The 16,217-nt window shown below is 41.9% G+C and carries 13 protein-coding genes; 5 read left to right on the forward strand and 8 right to left on the reverse strand.

Features of this window, described 5'->3' with window-relative positions:
• Positions 1–213: 213 nt before the first annotated feature.
• From C7H79_RS11530 to C7H79_RS11545, 4 genes are all read right to left on the reverse strand, one after another.
• Positions 214–2,181 carry a DNA internalization-related competence protein ComEC/Rec2 gene (locus tag C7H79_RS11530; protein ID WP_258577640.1) on the reverse strand — a complete coding sequence of 656 codons (1,968 nt, stop codon included), beginning with the start codon at positions 2,179–2,181 and terminating at the stop codon, positions 214–216.
• Positions 2,182–2,185: 4 nt separating this feature from the next.
• The gene (locus C7H79_RS19265) at positions 2,186–2,602 is read right to left on the reverse strand and encodes a ComEC/Rec2 family competence protein (protein ID WP_258577641.1); all 417 of its coding nucleotides are present in this window, start codon (positions 2,600–2,602) and stop codon (positions 2,186–2,188) included.
• A gap of 868 nt (positions 2,603–3,470) precedes the next feature.
• A complete protein-coding gene (locus tag C7H79_RS11540) occupies positions 3,471–4,145 on the reverse strand; it encodes a tetratricopeptide repeat protein (RefSeq protein ID WP_106707414.1) in 675 nt (224 codons plus the stop codon).
• 81 nt (positions 4,146–4,226) lie between these two features.
• The gene (locus C7H79_RS11545; RefSeq protein ID WP_106707415.1) at positions 4,227–4,979 is read right to left on the reverse strand and encodes an ankyrin repeat domain-containing protein; all 753 of its coding nucleotides are present in this window, start codon (positions 4,977–4,979) and stop codon (positions 4,227–4,229) included.
• Positions 4,980–5,348: 369 nt separating this feature from the next.
• On the opposite strand from C7H79_RS11545, the gene C7H79_RS11550 reads away from it, so the two are divergent.
• The 5 genes from C7H79_RS11550 (at position 5,349) to purD (ending at position 10,830) form a co-directional block, all read left to right on the forward strand.
• Positions 5,349–6,521, forward strand: coding sequence for an FAD-dependent monooxygenase (locus tag C7H79_RS11550; protein WP_106707416.1), 1,173 nt, complete (start codon positions 5,349–5,351; stop codon positions 6,519–6,521).
• 174 nt (positions 6,522–6,695) lie between these two features.
• Positions 6,696–7,703, forward strand: coding sequence for a tRNA dihydrouridine synthase DusB (gene dusB / locus C7H79_RS11555; protein ID WP_106707417.1), 1,008 nt, complete (start codon positions 6,696–6,698; stop codon positions 7,701–7,703).
• 3 nt (positions 7,704–7,706) lie between these two features.
• The gene (locus C7H79_RS11560; RefSeq protein WP_106707418.1) at positions 7,707–7,949 is read left to right on the forward strand and encodes a helix-turn-helix domain-containing protein; all 243 of its coding nucleotides are present in this window, start codon (positions 7,707–7,709) and stop codon (positions 7,947–7,949) included.
• Complete coding sequence (gene purH / locus C7H79_RS11565) at positions 7,946–9,505, forward strand: bifunctional phosphoribosylaminoimidazolecarboxamide formyltransferase/IMP cyclohydrolase (RefSeq protein ID WP_106707419.1); 1,560 nt, start codon at positions 7,946–7,948, stop codon at positions 9,503–9,505. Before C7H79_RS11560 ends, purH begins: the two co-directional genes overlap by 4 nt.
• A gap of 14 nt (positions 9,506–9,519) precedes the next feature.
• Complete coding sequence (purD, locus tag C7H79_RS11570; RefSeq protein ID WP_106707420.1) at positions 9,520–10,830, forward strand: phosphoribosylamine--glycine ligase; 1,311 nt, start codon at positions 9,520–9,522, stop codon at positions 10,828–10,830.
• A gap of 10 nt (positions 10,831–10,840) precedes the next feature.
• Here the strand turns inward: purD and flgL are convergent, their stop codons facing one another.
• The 4 genes from flgL to C7H79_RS11590 form a co-directional block, all read right to left on the reverse strand.
• Entirely contained in the window at positions 10,841–12,049 is a 1,209-nt protein-coding gene (gene flgL, locus C7H79_RS11575) for a flagellar hook-associated protein FlgL (protein WP_106707421.1), read from the reverse strand.
• 25 nt (positions 12,050–12,074) lie between these two features.
• Entirely contained in the window at positions 12,075–13,991 is a 1,917-nt protein-coding gene (gene flgK / locus C7H79_RS11580) for a flagellar hook-associated protein FlgK (protein WP_106707422.1), read from the reverse strand.
• Positions 13,992–14,072: 81 nt separating this feature from the next.
• The gene (gene flgJ, locus C7H79_RS11585) at positions 14,073–15,080 is read right to left on the reverse strand and encodes a flagellar assembly peptidoglycan hydrolase FlgJ (protein ID WP_106707423.1); all 1,008 of its coding nucleotides are present in this window, start codon (positions 15,078–15,080) and stop codon (positions 14,073–14,075) included.
• A gap of 16 nt (positions 15,081–15,096) precedes the next feature.
• Entirely contained in the window at positions 15,097–16,206 is a 1,110-nt protein-coding gene (locus tag C7H79_RS11590) for a flagellar basal body P-ring protein FlgI (RefSeq protein WP_106707424.1), read from the reverse strand.
• Between the last annotated feature and the right edge of the window lie 11 nt (positions 16,207–16,217).

Genomic DNA, 16,217 nt, shown 5'->3' on the forward strand with positions numbered 1-16,217 from the left:
AAAATCTGGGATAAACTCTCGCGTAACAGTAACAGTTCATTGATATGGCTATTAACAGGATATTTATACTCGTTTTCTAGGCAGCTGATACAAGGCAAGAACAGACGAAAAAGCGCAGTTTATGTTTAATAAACGAGCATTCGGAGCCTGTTCTAACACCGTAGCAGCAACGCAGATAGTTTTTCAACGAACTGTTGGCAATCTTCACTTGATTTAATCCGTGGTTATTGTTCGCCAATAGCGCCGATTTAATTTTCTCCAGCTAATAGCAGACCAATCGTTATTTTCAAACCGAATCAAGATAGCGCCATCCTTGTCGCTGCGCATCAACCGACTACTTGAATTTTGATAACGTGAGATTACAGTTTCGCGCGGATGATTATAGCGGTTGAGATAACCAACTGTGAAAATTGTCAGGGAAGGATTTACCTTTTGTACAAAAGCATCGGTCGATGAAGTATTGCTGCCATGATGCGGCGCAATCAATACTGTCGCACGAAGCTTATGACTGTCTCGATCTAGCAATGCCTGCTCATCTTTTTCTTCAATATCAGCCGGCAATAATACGCTGCCATGCAATGAAGTAATTTTTAACACGCAACTCTTGGCATTGGTCTTGCGTTTTGAATTCAAATAATCCTGCGCTAATGGATGTAGCAGCTCAAAATGCACATCATCCCATTGCCATACCTGTCCCGCGCGGCATTGTTCATTAGAGAATGCCAACTGCGATATGGGGTGTTGGTCGTCTAGTGAAGACCACAACTGCATAACCGGCAGCATATTCAACACTGATAATGCGCCCCCGCTATGGTCCGAATCTGCATGCGATACAATCATAGCGTCAAGTCTTTTAATTCCTTCTCCACGTAAAAAGGGAACAATAATGCGACTCCCGCTATCGGTTTCACCGAATCCAGGGCCTGTGTCAAATAATAACGTATGATGCGCGGTACGAGCCACGACTGCAAGCCCTTGTCCTACGTCGAGTACAGTAAGCCACAATTCTCCGGTTTTTGGTTGAGCAGGTTTAACCAGAAACATGGGCAATACTGCAACCACGCCCAACCAACGTGCCGGAAAACCAGAAAAAAAACCCATCCCTAAGCTTCCTGGCAACAGCATCCAGACAATTCCAATTGTCGCCACGCCTATTGTCCATATTGGTGGAGAATGCTGTTGCCATACAGCATCCGACAAGTTGCTTAGAGACTGAAGTATTGCCATGATGATACTTAAAACTTCATGAGCCAATGGCAACATAAAACCAAATACAGGTATGGTTGCTAACAATGTTAGTGGGATTACTATAAGGCTTATTAAAGGAATGGCAATGGCATTAGCAATTGGCGACACTAAGGATATCTGTTGAAATAATGCCAGCAATAAAGGAATTAAACCCAGCGTAATAGCCCACTGAATGCGCAACCAACTACTAAGCCAATGTATTTTTCCGATCCGACCTGCTGTTAATAGAATTATGACAGCAATCGCGCCAAAGGATAGCCAGAATCCCGGCGCTAGAATTGCCCATGGATCTAAAAATATCACTCCAAACAGCGCCCATGCTAATATTGTGGTGACTGGCGTTTGACGCCCCATCCATAATACAATCGCCACCACCGCCAGCATATAAAATGCTCGCTGCGCCGGGACGGCAAAACCTGAAAGTACAGCATATCCAAAAGCCGCTAACAATCCAGCAATTACAGCAGCACGACGTGCCGGCAAACGTAATACCAGGTATGTATTCCAGCGCCATAACCAAAATACTACTGTAAATACCGCACCAGAAATCATTGTGATATGCAAACCGGAAATTGCCATCAAATGGTTGGTTCCGGTACGTGTGAATACTTGCCATTGATCGCGAGGAATTGCGTTTTGATCACCTGTTGCCAACGTTTGTAATACTCCCACATATGCAGGATCGGCCAGGATTGTAGCAAAACGATGTTGAATTCCTTCGCGAATATGCTCTATCCAATAAGCAGGCCTTTGAACCTTCGGATGCAAACGTTGATTATCTGGAGCCATATGCACATATCCAATCGCACGGATATTTCTCTCCAATGCCCATCCCTCAAAATCGAATCCATGCGGATTTTGATTACCATGCGGACGTTTAAGCCGCACCGTCAGTTGCCAACGCTCACCTGCCCTGACAACTGGTAATGACATTTGATCAGTTGCCAGTTTGCCGCACTTTATACCATGTCAGCGCAATATGCTTAGGTACGATCGCATCTTCAGTTTTTATATGCTCAACATCAAATTGAAAGCGTACTCCTCTATCATTTTCTTGCGGCACATTAGCTATTACACCAACTATCTGTATGTCTCTGCGTTCCCAGATGCTAGGCAGTGAATCGCTCAAACGCCAGTGTGCTAAAATTGCTGCCCAACAAAACCCGAACACAAGAAAGACAAATCCAAGCAAAACTCTGCTTTTTACACCATGAACTGCAGTTCGAAAGAATCCAACGAGTCCAATTGCAACCGCTATTGACAGCAGCAGCCAAATCCATGCTAGTTCTGGCAATACGGCTTGGTGTTGCAACCAACCAACGCCCAAGGCAAATGCCAGGATATTTAACCTCACACACATTGTTAAAATTTTTTTATCTGAGATTAAGCTATTTCATTACTTTATTACACAGCATATTGGTCTTCTTAGAGCATTCCTTCAGGATTTCTATCAGCGGATTAGCAGGTTACTAAGCTATAATATTCTTGTTCTATGGTTTAGTAGTACTCCCCTTAATGCAATGCTTGATACATTCCATATTCTAAAATAAGCTCGGACAAGTAAAATTCCATGAAATATGATAACAATAAGTGTAAAGCGAAAAAACGACAGAATGAAACGAATCAAGCGACTGTAAATATTCAATAAATCGCCATTACTAGGCATTAATTCTGTTGATCATGTAAGGTTATTGAGCAATAAAAACAAAGTGTTTTTGTGAAATCTTCAGGTGCTGTATCATCAAGGATGCTTGTCTGACAAAGGCTTTAATCTTTACTGCCTGCGAATCAAGAGGTAGAACCGCAGTACGCGTATTATTTGTACCTAATCTAATGTTTCCTGACTCCGAACATATCGTTGAACTCGCAATTGAAGATAGCTTCAATACAGCAAATTCGACAAAACCTAACTTAAAATACACAGTGATCAAAAAACGAATCATCCAATTGATCTCACACGCCATCAAGTCGCAAATTATTACATGGAATGTATCGGCATGATCAATTCGAGTGGCGAATCAGGCAGTAATGATATGCACCCAGCCGTTCGAACTACTGTAAATTAACAAACGTGTCGGAAGACCGGAACTCATTCCAGAACGCAGGTTATTCCCAAAATCCTTCACTGAAGGCATAAAGCTGATCGATTCAATCCAAGACGTATATTAACGCTTGAAGAACTATGCTTAAAAGATGTATCGGGCCTGAACTACTATAAACAATCACTTGCCGGATGATTTTATAGCGTCCAAGTTGATTCGCGCATCTTCGCTTCCTTGTGCGGCTGCCTTCTCAAACCATTCAATAGCTTGCTTTTCATCTCTCACCACGCCCTCTCCTGTAAAGTACATGGCACCCAAATTATTTTGTGCATCCACATGTCCTTGTACTGCTGCTTTCTTAAATAGCTCTACGGCTTGTTCCATGTCTTGCGTTACACCTTCTCCATTTGCATACATGAGACCTAAATTGAATTGTGCATCAGCGTAACCCTGCTCTGCCGCACGGTAAAACCAGCCAGCTGCGAGTTCCGGGTCGGTATTTAATACTTGGCCGGAAGTAGTCTTGGAAACAGCATCGCCCGTATAATACATCACGCCTAATCCATTCTGAGCAACCGGATCTCCAGCTCTAGCAGCTTCCATGAGCTCTTTAAATTTTTCCTCGGCAATATTTTCATCACCCACACCCGGCGGCATGATTTGCTCCTTCAATTCCGCCTTTTCTTCTTCCGTCAAACCTTCACTCATAAATGATGGAATCTCACCTATTTTAGTGATTTCACCTGAGGGTATTGGTATAGCGCCCGCTTCTGATTTATCACTTTTCGTTTCTTCACCGCAACCATGAAGCATTACAACCGTTGCAGCCAGTAATAAAACAGCAAAAACTCTCATTTATAATTTCCTTTCTTTATCAAATTAAACGGTACAAACAATTGCACTATAGCAATTCGATTAAAAGTTGTGTATTGATATTTAGTATTTGGCACCGGCCTGCTTTAACAGTTCAGTAATTTCCCGGTAGTTATAGCGACTAGCAAGCATCAATACAGTCATCCCATTACTGGCTTTAAGTTCCAGGTTGGCATTTGCTGCAATCAGTGAATAGACCGCTCTCAGATTACCATGCTGGACTGCGAGCATTAATGCAGTGGCTCCGTTTTCCAATTGATAATTTACATCGGCCTTTGCATTAACCAAAATTTGAATGGTCTGCTGATGCCCTTCTTGTGCAGCCAGCATGAGAGCTGTCATACCATCTTTTCTTTTAGCATTTACGTCAGCCTGAGCAGCTAACAGCAAAGTAATTACCTGTCTTCTATCCTTTTCAGCAGCCAGAATCAAAGCTGTGCCATCTTCTTCAGAAGCTGCATTTACATCAGCACCTGCTTTGAGTAAGATTTCAACAACCCGCTCGCGACCATCCCGAGAAGCTCGCATCAATGGCGAAAAATTATCATCTGCTCTTAAATTCACATCCACACCGGCTTGCAGGAATCGCTCAACGATAGCAGGATTTTCTTTTTTAACTGCTACCAGAAAAGCAGCATTCAATTCTTCTAGGTCTATTTGTTGATTATCAAGAATCTGCTTCACCAAAGCAAGATTCCCTTTCTCTGCAGCAGCAATCAATTCATTATCATTATTCACTGACCAAACATCGCAGGCTTGAGAAGCAAATAAAAATAGAATACCTGTTACAAATTCTTTTTTTAAAAACATTGTCATACAAATTTCCCTCTGGTAATTCAATCACATTTACACAAATAATTCTAGAATGACCACTTGCATTTAATCAACTTATGGTAGTTATATTCATTAATCTAATAGCTGAAATATACAATTTAAAATTTATTACCGCTGCATCACCAAGAATGCGAATGCTTTTACCTGTAACATTTCATGACTATGTGCAGTATGCTATTCTTACATAACTGTGCTGTCCCACTGCTCAATACTAAAAAGCCTGATTCAAGCTGTTATTTTTAATGATATCAAATCAATTGAAATGTTTTAATTGCGCATCCTAACTGGCTATAGTTACTATGATTTATAAGCTAAAGTTCTTTCTTTAAAAACAATTCAAAAATTAATCTTATGATGATCAATCATTATGACATCGTTATTGTTGGTGGCGGCCCGGTAGGGATGGCATTAGCTCTTGGCTTACACAATAGCGGAGTATCGTGTCTGCTTCTTGAAGCTCGCGGGCTACCTGAAAAAGACGAAGATCCACGTCCATTGGCATTGTCACATGGCAGTTATTTGTTATTGCAGCGACTAGGTGTATGGAGCAAGCTAACGCAAAACACTCCGATTAAAACGATTCATATATCTAATCGCGGTAGTTTCGGTCGCGCTATTTTAGAGCCTCAGGATGCCGGCGTTCCTGCATTGGGTTATGTTGTGAATTATCATGATCTTTTTTGTGCCATGCATAAGCAGTTAACTGCCGACCAATCGAAATATATTGGGGGTGCATTAGTTACCCGTATCAATACTACTGAAAACTCAGGCGAAGTATATTTTGACTTCCAGGGCAGATTAGAGCAAGTAACCGCTCAACTTATTGTTTTGGCTGATGGCGGTCAACTGGTCAAGCAAATACCCGACATCAATTATCAATCGCATGACTATCAGCAGTGGGCTGTGGTAGCAAATGTCAGAGCTGAAAAAAAACAAACGGGCATTGCTTATGAACGTTTCACTCCGGATGGACCTGTTGCACTACTTCCTAATGATCAGGATTTTGCTCTCGTGTGGACTGTAGCTCCAGAAACTGTAAAAGAAATTACCGAACTGAATAACGATTCTTTTCTACTCCGATTGCATCAACATTTTGGCGATAGACTCGGAAGATTTATTGCTGCGGGAAAAAGATCAGCATTTCCATTATCGCTTAAATATGCCACATCCACCGTGTCTCAAAGAATTGCTCTAATCGGAAATGCTGCCCAAACTTTACATCCAGTAGCAGGGCAAGGGTTTAATCTGGGTTTGAGAGATGCCTATGAATTGGCATGTGAAATCATTAACGCAAAAAATGTATCGCAAGAACTCGGCACACCCGCTATGTTATCCAAATACCTTCAAAGAAGACAAATGGATAGTAACGCCGTTAGAACCTTTACCGATACTCTGATCAAGCTATTTTCTAATGATAGTAAAATACTAAATCAAGCTTGCGGATTCGGCTTAAGTGCATTAGATTGCATGCCATCCCTTAAACGTTTTATAGCTCGCCGCATGATATTTGGTGCTAAAGGATAATTCTCGATCTTCGCGCCACGATCAATTTCACAACAGTTATAATTAAACCTGCGATGAGAGATATAATTCTATATTTTCCATCGACTAACAGTTATTTTTTCTACATATTATTAATAATAGCCATACTCAATATCAGCTTCAAATTATTATTTACAACCTCCTAAATATTTTTCCATGCAAATTGGTACTCACATTTTAAAAAACAAATTGATTGTTGCTCCAATGGCTGGTGTTACCGATCGGCCATTTAGGCAATTATGCAAATCAATGGGTGCGGGCATGGCTGTATCTGAAATGGTGTCAAGCAACTCGCTGTTATGGGGTTCTAAAAAAACAGAGCGACGGGCGAATCATGAAGGAGAGGTTTCTCCAATCTCTGTCCAGATTGCTGGCGCCGACCCTCAGATGCTTGCGGCGGCAGCAAAGTACAATGCAGAAAATGGTGCTCAGATTATCGATATCAATATGGGATGTCCGGCAAAGAAAATATGCAATGTCATGGCTGGATCAGCTTTACTACAAGATGAAAAATTAGTAGAAAGAATTCTAATTGCTGTAGTTAGAGCTGTAGATATTCCGATAACACTTAAAATTCGCACCGGCTGGGATAAACAACATAAGAATGCCCTTTCTATTGCTCATATTGCTGAGAACTCAGGGATCCAAGCACTTGCAATTCATGGTCGCACTCGAGCATGCGCGTATACTGGCACTGCGGAATACGACACCATAGCGGCTGTTAAGGCAGCAGTTAAAATTCCTGTTATTGCAAATGGCGATATCACAACCCCAGAAAAAGCAAAACAAATCTTGGCTTATACTAAAGCGGATGCAATTATGATAGGTCGAGCCGCACAAGGAAGACCTTGGATTTTCCGCGAAATAAATCACTTTCTTACAACGGGCCAATATCTGCAATCACCTGAAGTATCTGAAATACATCGAGTACTCCTCAACCATCTTTATGATTTGTATGATTTTTATGGCGAATACTCAGGTGTTCGCATCGCACGTAAACATATATCTTGGTATACCAAAGGTTTAATAGGATCTGCCGGCTTTCGTCAAGCCATGAACCAATTACAAACCAGTGACCAGCAAGTTTCTGAAACCGATAAATTTTTTTCCCAGTTATCTAAGCAAGGCCAAAGATTGAGTTACATCAAAGAGGGGAGTAATTAGTTTATGAGCGCAATAAAGGAGAATGAAATTGCATCGTGCATACGTAAAGCCATAGGTGGATATCTTAATGATCTGGACGGAGAAAAACCGGGAAATATTTATAGCATGGTGATTCAAAGTGTTGAAAAGCCTTTGATAGAAGTTGCCATCCAGCATACCAAAGGCAACCAAACACAAGCGGCTGAATTACTTGGAATTAACCGCAATACACTACGTCAAAAAATGAAACAGTATCAGATAAAATGATCATTAAACAAGCACTCATCAGTGTCTCAGATAAAACCGGAATCATCGATCTAGCCCAGAGATTGATCGATTGCGGCATTAGAATCATCTCAACAGGTGGTACTGCAAAATTATTAAGTGAAGCTGGAATATCTGTACTTGAAGTCAGCAATTACACCGATTTTCCAGAAATGCTGGATGGTCGAATTAAAACACTTCATCCTAAAATTCATGCTGGCATTCTCGCCCGTAACGATTTACCAGATCATCAGCAAGCACTTGATCATGCATCGATACTGAATATCGAACTGGTAATTGTCAATCTATATCCGTTCAGACAAACGATCGCAGAAAAGAACTCCACTCTCATGGATGCGATTGAAAATATTGATATTGGCGGTCCCACGATGATCCGAGCAGCCGCCAAAAATTATCAGAAGGTCACCGTAATCACCGATCCACTGGATTATTCTTCACTCTGCTCTGAACTGGAAGCTAATAATGGATCTATCAGTTTGACTACTCGCTTTAAATTGGCACAAAAAGCTTTTGCACATACAGCTTCCTATGACAGTGCTATCAGTAATTATCTGACTGCACTGGATGAAAATTTTCATCAAAAAGATTTCCCAGAATCACTCAATCTGAATTTCACTATTGCACAGAATCTACGCTATGGGGAAAACCCGCATCAGAAAGCAGCATTCTATCGAGATTCAATCATACCCCTCGGTAGCTTGGCAAACTATCAACAACTGCAAGGTAAAGAATTATCCTACAATAACATTGCAGATACCGACGCAGCGTGGGAATGTGTCAAAACATTTGACAAGCCGGCATGCGTAATCGTCAAACATGCCAATCCCTGCGGAATAGCCATTTCAGAATCAATACTTCATGCTTACCAGCTTGCATTCGCAACCGATCCGATTTCTGCTTTTGGTGGAATCATCGCTTTCAATCGAGCTCTTGATAAAGACACTACAGAAAAAATCCTGAAGCAATTTGTTGAAGTGATTATTGCACCGGAAATCACACCCGAAGCGCAACAACTCCTGTTACAAAAAAATAATATTCGAGTATTGGTTGTACCGTTACAGACTGGAAACTCTATCTACGATTTGAAAAGGATTGGCGGTGGCCTGCTTGTCCAAACACCAGATAGTTACAATATCGAAGAATCCGATCTAACAGTTGTTACCCAAGCAAAACCTACTCCGCAGCAATTGGATGACTTACTGTTCGCATGGCGAGCAGCAAAATTTGTTAAATCTAATGCGATTATATATTGTCGCAATGGACAAACAATCGGTATTGGCGCCGGTCAAATGAGCCGGATTGATAGTGCGCGAATTGCATCTATTAAAGCCCAACAAGCGGGCTTTACACTAACCAACGCTGTTGTCGCATCGGATGCGTTTTTCCCCTTCCGTGATGGCTTAGACGTCGTTGTGCAAGCAGGTGCGACCGCGGTTATCCAACCAGGTGGCAGTATCCGTGACGACGAAGTCATTGCCGCTGCGGATGAGCAAGGAATCTCGATGATATTCACAGGTATTCGTCATTTTCGACATTAAACAATCTTTAGATCATGAAACTATTAGTTATTGGCGGAGGAGGCAGAGAACACGCGCTAGCGTGGAAATTAAGCCTTTCACCACGCGTACATAAAGTGTTTGTGGCACCTGGTAATGCAGGTACTGCACTTGAGCATGGTTTAGAAAACATTTCAATTTCCTCAATCCCTGAACTAATAAAATTTGTACAGATAGAAAATATTGCAATTACGGTAGTGGGACCAGAACTACCGCTTGCTGCAGGTATTGTTGATGCGTTTCAGGCCAGCGGCTTAAAAATCTTTGGGCCAACCCAGAAAGCAGCTCAGCTTGAGACTTCAAAGATTTTTGCCAAGGAATTCATGCAGCGGCACCAAATTCCTACCGCATCGTATACAAGATTTACTGACCCTGAGCTGGCACACCAATATATTGATCAGCATTCCACTCCTTTAGTAATAAAAGCAGATGGCCTCGCAGCGGGGAAAGGTGTCATTGTCGCGCAAACTCGCGAGCAAGCTCACTCAGCTGTTAATGCCATACTGGTTGAGAAGAATCTTGGCACTGCAGGATGTGAAATTATTATTGAAGAATTTCTCCAAGGCATAGAAGTCAGCTTCATCGTCATGACTGATAGTAGAAATATCCTTCCTTTGGCGACTAGCCAAGATCATAAACGTCTTTACGATGGAGAAATGGGTCCAAATACTGGTGGAATGGGTGCATATTCACCGGCACCTTTCATATCGCACAGCCTGCATACACACATTATGCACAACATCATTGTTCCCGTTATCGACGGCTTAAAGCAAGAAGGCATTAACTATACCGGTTTTCTTTATGCTGGTTTAATGATTACACCAGACAGCCGTGCAAAAGTACTCGAATTTAATTGTCGATTAGGAGACCCGGAAACTCAGCCCATTATGCTGCGCTTAAAAAGCGACCTCCTGACACTCATTGAGCATGCTATCAATGGAACATTAGATAAAGCAGATATTGATTGGGATCAACGTGCTGCACTCGGTGTTGTAATGGCGGCACACGGTTATCCGGATAACCCAAGAAAAAATGATGCAATTTATGGCCTGCATGATCTGATCGACGAACTGAAAGGCAATGATGATTTCCATATTTTTCATGCCGGAACGCATATGAATGGAAAGAATAAAAATGAAATTATGACAGCTGGAGGACGCGTATTATGCGCAACAGCGCTTGGAGAAAACATTAAGATTGCCCAGCAGAATGCTTATAAGCTTATTGAAAAGATTCACTTTGACGGATATCAGATCCGCCGCGACATCGGCTATCAAGGCATAAGCTATCAAGGAAAATCGCGCTGACTAAATAAGCCTACATATAGTTAAACAAGGATAATCCAGAAATTTTAATGTAAGATTGCTGTGCAGCCTGAAGATACAGTTGCTGTCTTTGGAAATCAGAAATTGCTGCTGATAAATCAACATCCTGCAAATGAGAAAGCAATGTCTCGAATTGAAGATTTTGATCAGCACCAACACTCTCCAAGCTATCGATTTCATTCATTCGGGCTCCAATTGAGGACTGTTTTGTAATCACATGCTCGAGGCTATTGTTAATGTTTTGTAGCGCTGTATTTAAACTATTTGACAATCGCGTACTTCCAGGTTGACCGCTGGATGATGTTTCAAGCGCTGTAATCAGGTCGCTCACAGTTTTAAAAATACTTTGATTGCTACTTGGAGAAACTGTAAATTTATCCCCATTTGCCGGACTACCATTCATACTCAACTGTATACCGTCAAAACTAATTGCACTATCACTTGTATAAGGATTGGCTGATGAAACTGGCACTCCTGTCGTTGTATTAACTACATCATAAGTTGTTATTCCAGCGGTAACTGTAAAATTAATTTCATAGTCGGCGCCAGTAAGACTGGCTGGTGTAATCACTGAGCCCTTGTCAATGATGCCTGTACCAATGTTTAATGAATCAGCTGCTGTTGTGAAAATGCCGTTTCCACTCTTTATACGCTCAAAAACATCGGTACCTGAATCACTGACAGCGAGTTGGCGTGCCGGACCAACTTGATTCATTCTCTGTCCTTGATCACCTGCATATTGCACGATCAGTCCCGTTTGCACGAAAGGTTTTGTATTAGCCTGATATCCTGCAAATAAAAATTGCCCCTTCTCATCTGTAGTATTGGCCAGACCAACTAATGTATCAAATTTACTACGTAATTCTGTAGCAAGAATTCTTTTATCAGCATCTGAGAGTGTCGAATTCCCAGCATAGACTGTTGAGCTATGGATATCTTGAAGAACTGAAGTGACTTGCTTTAATACATTCTCTTCCAAACCCAATGAAGAACTAGCACTGGCACGATTAACTGAGAATTGCTTATTAAGTGATGCCGCTTGTGTCACATTTAATGCTTGTGCGGCAGCAATTGGATCATCAGAAGGTGTAAGGATACGTTTACCAGTAGATAACTGCTGTTGAGTCTTTACTAATGTATCCTGGTGCTGAAGCAATAGATTTGTTCCGGTTTCATAAATTGTATTTGTACTAACACGCATGATATCGCCTCTAATTTAGATATATCTAACGAATACGAAGAATTGCATCAAATAGTGTATTGCTCATTTCAATGATCTTACTTGAAGCCTGGTAGGCTTGCTGGAAGCGCATTAAATTGGCTGCTTCTTCATCCAAATTAACACCCGATGAAGATTGTATAGTGTTCTCAATCTGTGTCAGAAAATTAGCTTGTGACTTACTGGTTACCTCCAACTCTCGCGTCTTATTACCAATTTGACTAACAAGCTGTCCATAGGTAGACTGGTATGTTGCCGTGCCATTTTCCAAAGTATTTCTGGTTTGCAGGGCACCCAGCAACAATGCGTTCCGATTATCAGCAGATCCATTAAAGTTAGGTGCGATTCCAAAGATGTCACCTGCAGCAGGACTACCACTAATTTGAAAAGTATAGCCATTGAAGCTAATATCTGCTCCGTCAGTATATGCTTGATTAGTGGCCGGTAACCCGGTACCGATGCCAGCCACATCATATTGACCATCGTAAGGTGTATGAAACGTTATGCTCAATGGCTGCTGAAGATTTGGGTCTAGCGGCAATGGATTTACAGTGCCCGCACTGATCTTGCCACTACCCGTATTCGTTATTGCGGCATTGGTACGATTTGCTCCCGCTGCTGCAATTTTTGTTGTGTCGGCAATATTTACCGCGATATCTTTCGCGCCATTAATGGTAGGTTGTATCCGGAATCTCTCGTTAGTAAGAATAGTTGCTCCAGTGACTGAAATACCATCCAGCGTTAATGGCGCGCCTCCTGATGGAGCAACCAAGGTGCTTATCGAAGTATTATCGGATAATCTTGTAAGTGTATAGTTTGCACCATCATATGAGAACTGGTAGTCACTCGCTGTTAAGGCACTGTAATCACTTATGCTTGCAGCGATATTAGAAGCCGAATCATTGGTTAACGCTGAAATTATTCTGGGCGAAGGCACAGTGAAGAAATTCACACCCATATCGCCATTTAGATCCACACCTAATTGATGTTGCGCATTGAAACTTTGAGCTAACGTAATCGCAACTCTTCCTAATGCATTTTGTGCACTACCCAGCGTGTCACTTCGGAAAGATAAAAGTCCTCCTAAAGCTCCACCTGTAATCTGATTTTCAGGAATTTGAATAGTGCTATTTCTAGAAACAAGACCTATAGTCAGGTTAGTCGGACTATCCGGTGATGGGATCGCTTTTAACGATAGCGTATTACTTCCTACAACTAATGCCTGACCATTACCAACAAAAACATTAATGACGCCATTACTTTCCCGAACGGTGTCAGTATTGATTAATTTACTTAATTGATTTATGAGCTCGTCACGCCGATCTAACATATCATTAGCTGGCTGCCCGCTGGCCGCGCCTTCCGCCAAGGTAATTTTCTGATTCATCTCCGCTAATTGGCCTGCTAAAGAATTTACTTCAACTACCATACTGGTAACTTGAGAATTTATACCTTCTCTCATTTGTAACATGCGTTGATCCATACTTTGGAAACGCGCCACAAGTGCTTCACCATTACTTATCATAGCCTGGCGTGATGGAACTACCGATGGATTTGTTGCCACATCTTGTACAGCGCTAAAAAAATTTTGAAGTGCAGGAGAGAGTCCAGAAGTGGCGTCTCCCAGCATATTATCTAATTGCTGTATTTGTGCATAATGACTGTCGAGTGATTTACTTTGTGTCTGAATCTGTAAGGATTGACTAGCAAGAAATTGATTGTATATGCGTTGAACTGTCGTTGAATGAACACCGCGCCCCACAAATCCGGCCCCTGATGCTTGTGGCATATTGGCATTAAGTATAACCTGCTGACGATTATACCCAGGCGTAGCCACATTACTAATGTTGTGACTTGTTGTAAGTAGCTGGTTTTGTGCAGTTAATAAACCAGAAACACCAATGTCAAGAATACTGCTTCCCATAGCTTATCTGATCCCAAATATTAAAAATACTTTGATTGGTTATATCGGTAAAATGATAAAAGGATTAAGAAATTTTATACATCAAATGAATTCACGGTTCTGCAATGCTTCACTATTAAGTATTCGAATCAATTTCTCAGCATATTTTGGATCGGTCGCATAGCCAGCACGCTGAAGACCATTTGCAAACGTCACAGAATCTGTAGATTCCAGGATTTTTGCATAGCGCGGATTATCCAGTAACAATCTGGCATAATCGCTAAATCCTTCCGCATAGGAACTATAAGCACGAAATTTCTCGACCATCTTTTGCGGTGCGCCATTAATATATTCTGTAGTTACTGTCTCGACAGTGTCGCCTTTCCAGCTTGCGCCGGCTTTAATGCCAAACAAATTGTAACTTGGGCTACTATCAGCACGACGAATCTCATGTTTACCCCATCCACTTTCTAATGCAGCTTGAGCCAGCATAAAATGAGAAGGAATACCCGTCGATTGTGAGGCAGTCTTTGCATGTGGCAAAAGCATATTGATAAAATCTGTTGATCGATTGAATGCTTTCGTCTGTTGTGATTCAATTTGGATAGGAGCAACAAATGCTTGCTCCGATGATTTCATTGCGTCTACTGCGATCATCGCTTGCTTTGAACTATTCATGACAGGCCATAATTGTTCTGATATATCATTGGGGTGTCCATTTTTTTTGACTGACGGCTGATTGATGGCGTTAATAGAAGACAAAATGGCGTCGGCTTGACTTATCGAAGTCTGTGGTTCCAACGAACTCTCAACTCTACTTAATTGCTTTACTAAAATGTCAGCAATACCAATCCCTTTGGTTGATAAGTGCTGGGCAAGCTGTTGGTCATACATTTGCGTAAAAAACTGCGTTTGCTGGCTATCAAATATTCCATCTTTAGGAGTCGCTTCCCGCATGCTTTTAAGCAACATGTTCATAAACAGCGCCTCAAATTGTTGTGCTGCCTTGTGTAAAGCCTGCTCCGGATTCCTCTTAGCCATCAGGTGCAAATCATCAATGCTTTTGGCATCAACCGCCAACTTGCTTGAAATATCCGGTGATATCATCATGTTTATGTTCTCAGGGTCAAATAATTTCCAAATCCGCACGCAATGAACCTGCAGCTTTGAGTGCTTGCAGAATGGACAACAAATCTTGTGTTGTTGCACCAATCGCTGTTAACGCCTTAACAACTTCCCCCAGATCAGCTCCATTTGGCAATAGCATTAAATTTCCTTCGTCAGTACGTATTTCAACTTGAGATCGCTGCGTGACAACGGTCTCACCACGTTGTGCGAGTGGTCCTGGTTGGCTAATGACAGGCTCAGTATTGATAATGATTGATAAATTGCCATGCGCAATTGCACTTGTTTCAAGCGTCACCGATTGATTCATTACGACGGATCCAGTACGGGAATTAACGATAACTTTTGCTGATGCTTTGGCGGGGACAATATCCATGCTCTCAATCCGAGAAATAAACATAATTCGCTGACTAATATCTGCAGGCGCTTTAACTTGCACGACACGTCCATCAACTGCAACTGCAGAGGATGGATAAAGTGAATTGATGGCATCCACGATTCGGTTCACCGTTGAGAAATCAGTTGAATTCAACTCAAGATTAATATAATCCCCCTGCCCGACTACTGTTGGAATCTCACGTTCAACTATACCTCCTCCGCTGATTCTCCCCACACTAAGGTGATTAATCTGCACACTGCTTCCTCCAGCAGCCGCTCCAATGCCGCCTACCAGAATACTTCCCTGTGCCATTGCATAAACTTGATTATCAGCTCCTTTTAGCGGGGTCATTAGCAACGTCCCACCGCGCAAGCTTTTTGCATTACCCATGGATGATATCGTCACATCAATATGCTGCCCAGGTTTGGCAAACGCAGGTAGTGTTGCCGTCACCATTACAGCAGCAACATTCCGTAACTGTAAGTTGGTTCCGGGCGGCAAGTTAACACCTAATTGACCCAACATGCTAATAACGCTTTGTACCGTAAATGGCGTTTGCGTAGTCATATCGCCGCTGCCATCCAAACCGACTACTAAACCATAACCTATTAACTGATTGTTTCGCACCCCCTGAATCGATGCCAAGTCCTTTATTCGGTCCGCCATACTTATGCCAGGAAAAAACAGGCATATCGTCAGCAAGCTATGAATAATCATGTTCGGAATTTTCATAATGTCATGCG

This window comes from Nitrosomonas supralitoralis (assembly GCF_003011925.2).
In the GTDB taxonomy this organism is placed as follows: domain Bacteria; phylum Pseudomonadota; class Gammaproteobacteria; order Burkholderiales; family Nitrosomonadaceae; genus Nitrosomonas; species Nitrosomonas supralitoralis.

Bases quoted from the DNA above. Each gene is read 5' to 3' on its own strand.
- C7H79_RS11530 (WP_258577640.1), bottom strand. From the start codon at position 2,181: ATGTCATTACCAGTTGTCAGGGCAGGTGAGCGTTGGCAACTGACGGTG.
- C7H79_RS11540 (WP_106707414.1), bottom strand. From the start codon at position 4,145: ATGAGAGTTTTTGCTGTTTTATTACTGGCTGCAACGGTTGTAATGCTT.
- C7H79_RS11545 (WP_106707415.1), bottom strand. From the start codon at position 4,979: ATGACAATGTTTTTAAAAAAAGAATTTGTAACAGGTATTCTATTTTTA.
- C7H79_RS11550 (WP_106707416.1), top strand. From the start codon at position 5,349: ATGATGATCAATCATTATGACATCGTTATTGTTGGTGGCGGCCCGGTA.
- dusB (WP_106707417.1), top strand. From the start codon at position 6,696: ATGCAAATTGGTACTCACATTTTAAAAAACAAATTGATTGTTGCTCCA.
- C7H79_RS11560 (WP_106707418.1), top strand. From the start codon at position 7,707: ATGAGCGCAATAAAGGAGAATGAAATTGCATCGTGCATACGTAAAGCC.
- purH (WP_106707419.1), top strand. From the start codon at position 7,946: ATGATCATTAAACAAGCACTCATCAGTGTCTCAGATAAAACCGGAATC.
- purD (WP_106707420.1), top strand. From the start codon at position 9,520: ATGAAACTATTAGTTATTGGCGGAGGAGGCAGAGAACACGCGCTAGCG.
- flgL (WP_106707421.1), bottom strand. From the start codon at position 12,049: ATGCGTGTTAGTACAAATACAATTTATGAAACCGGAACAAATCTATTG.
- flgK (WP_106707422.1), bottom strand. From the start codon at position 13,991: ATGGGAAGCAGTATTCTTGACATTGGTGTTTCTGGTTTATTAACTGCA.
- flgJ (WP_106707423.1), bottom strand. From the start codon at position 15,080: ATGATGATATCACCGGATATTTCAAGCAAGTTGGCGGTTGATGCCAAA.
- C7H79_RS11590 (WP_106707424.1), bottom strand. From the start codon at position 16,206: ATGAAAATTCCGAACATGATTATTCATAGCTTGCTGACGATATGCCTG.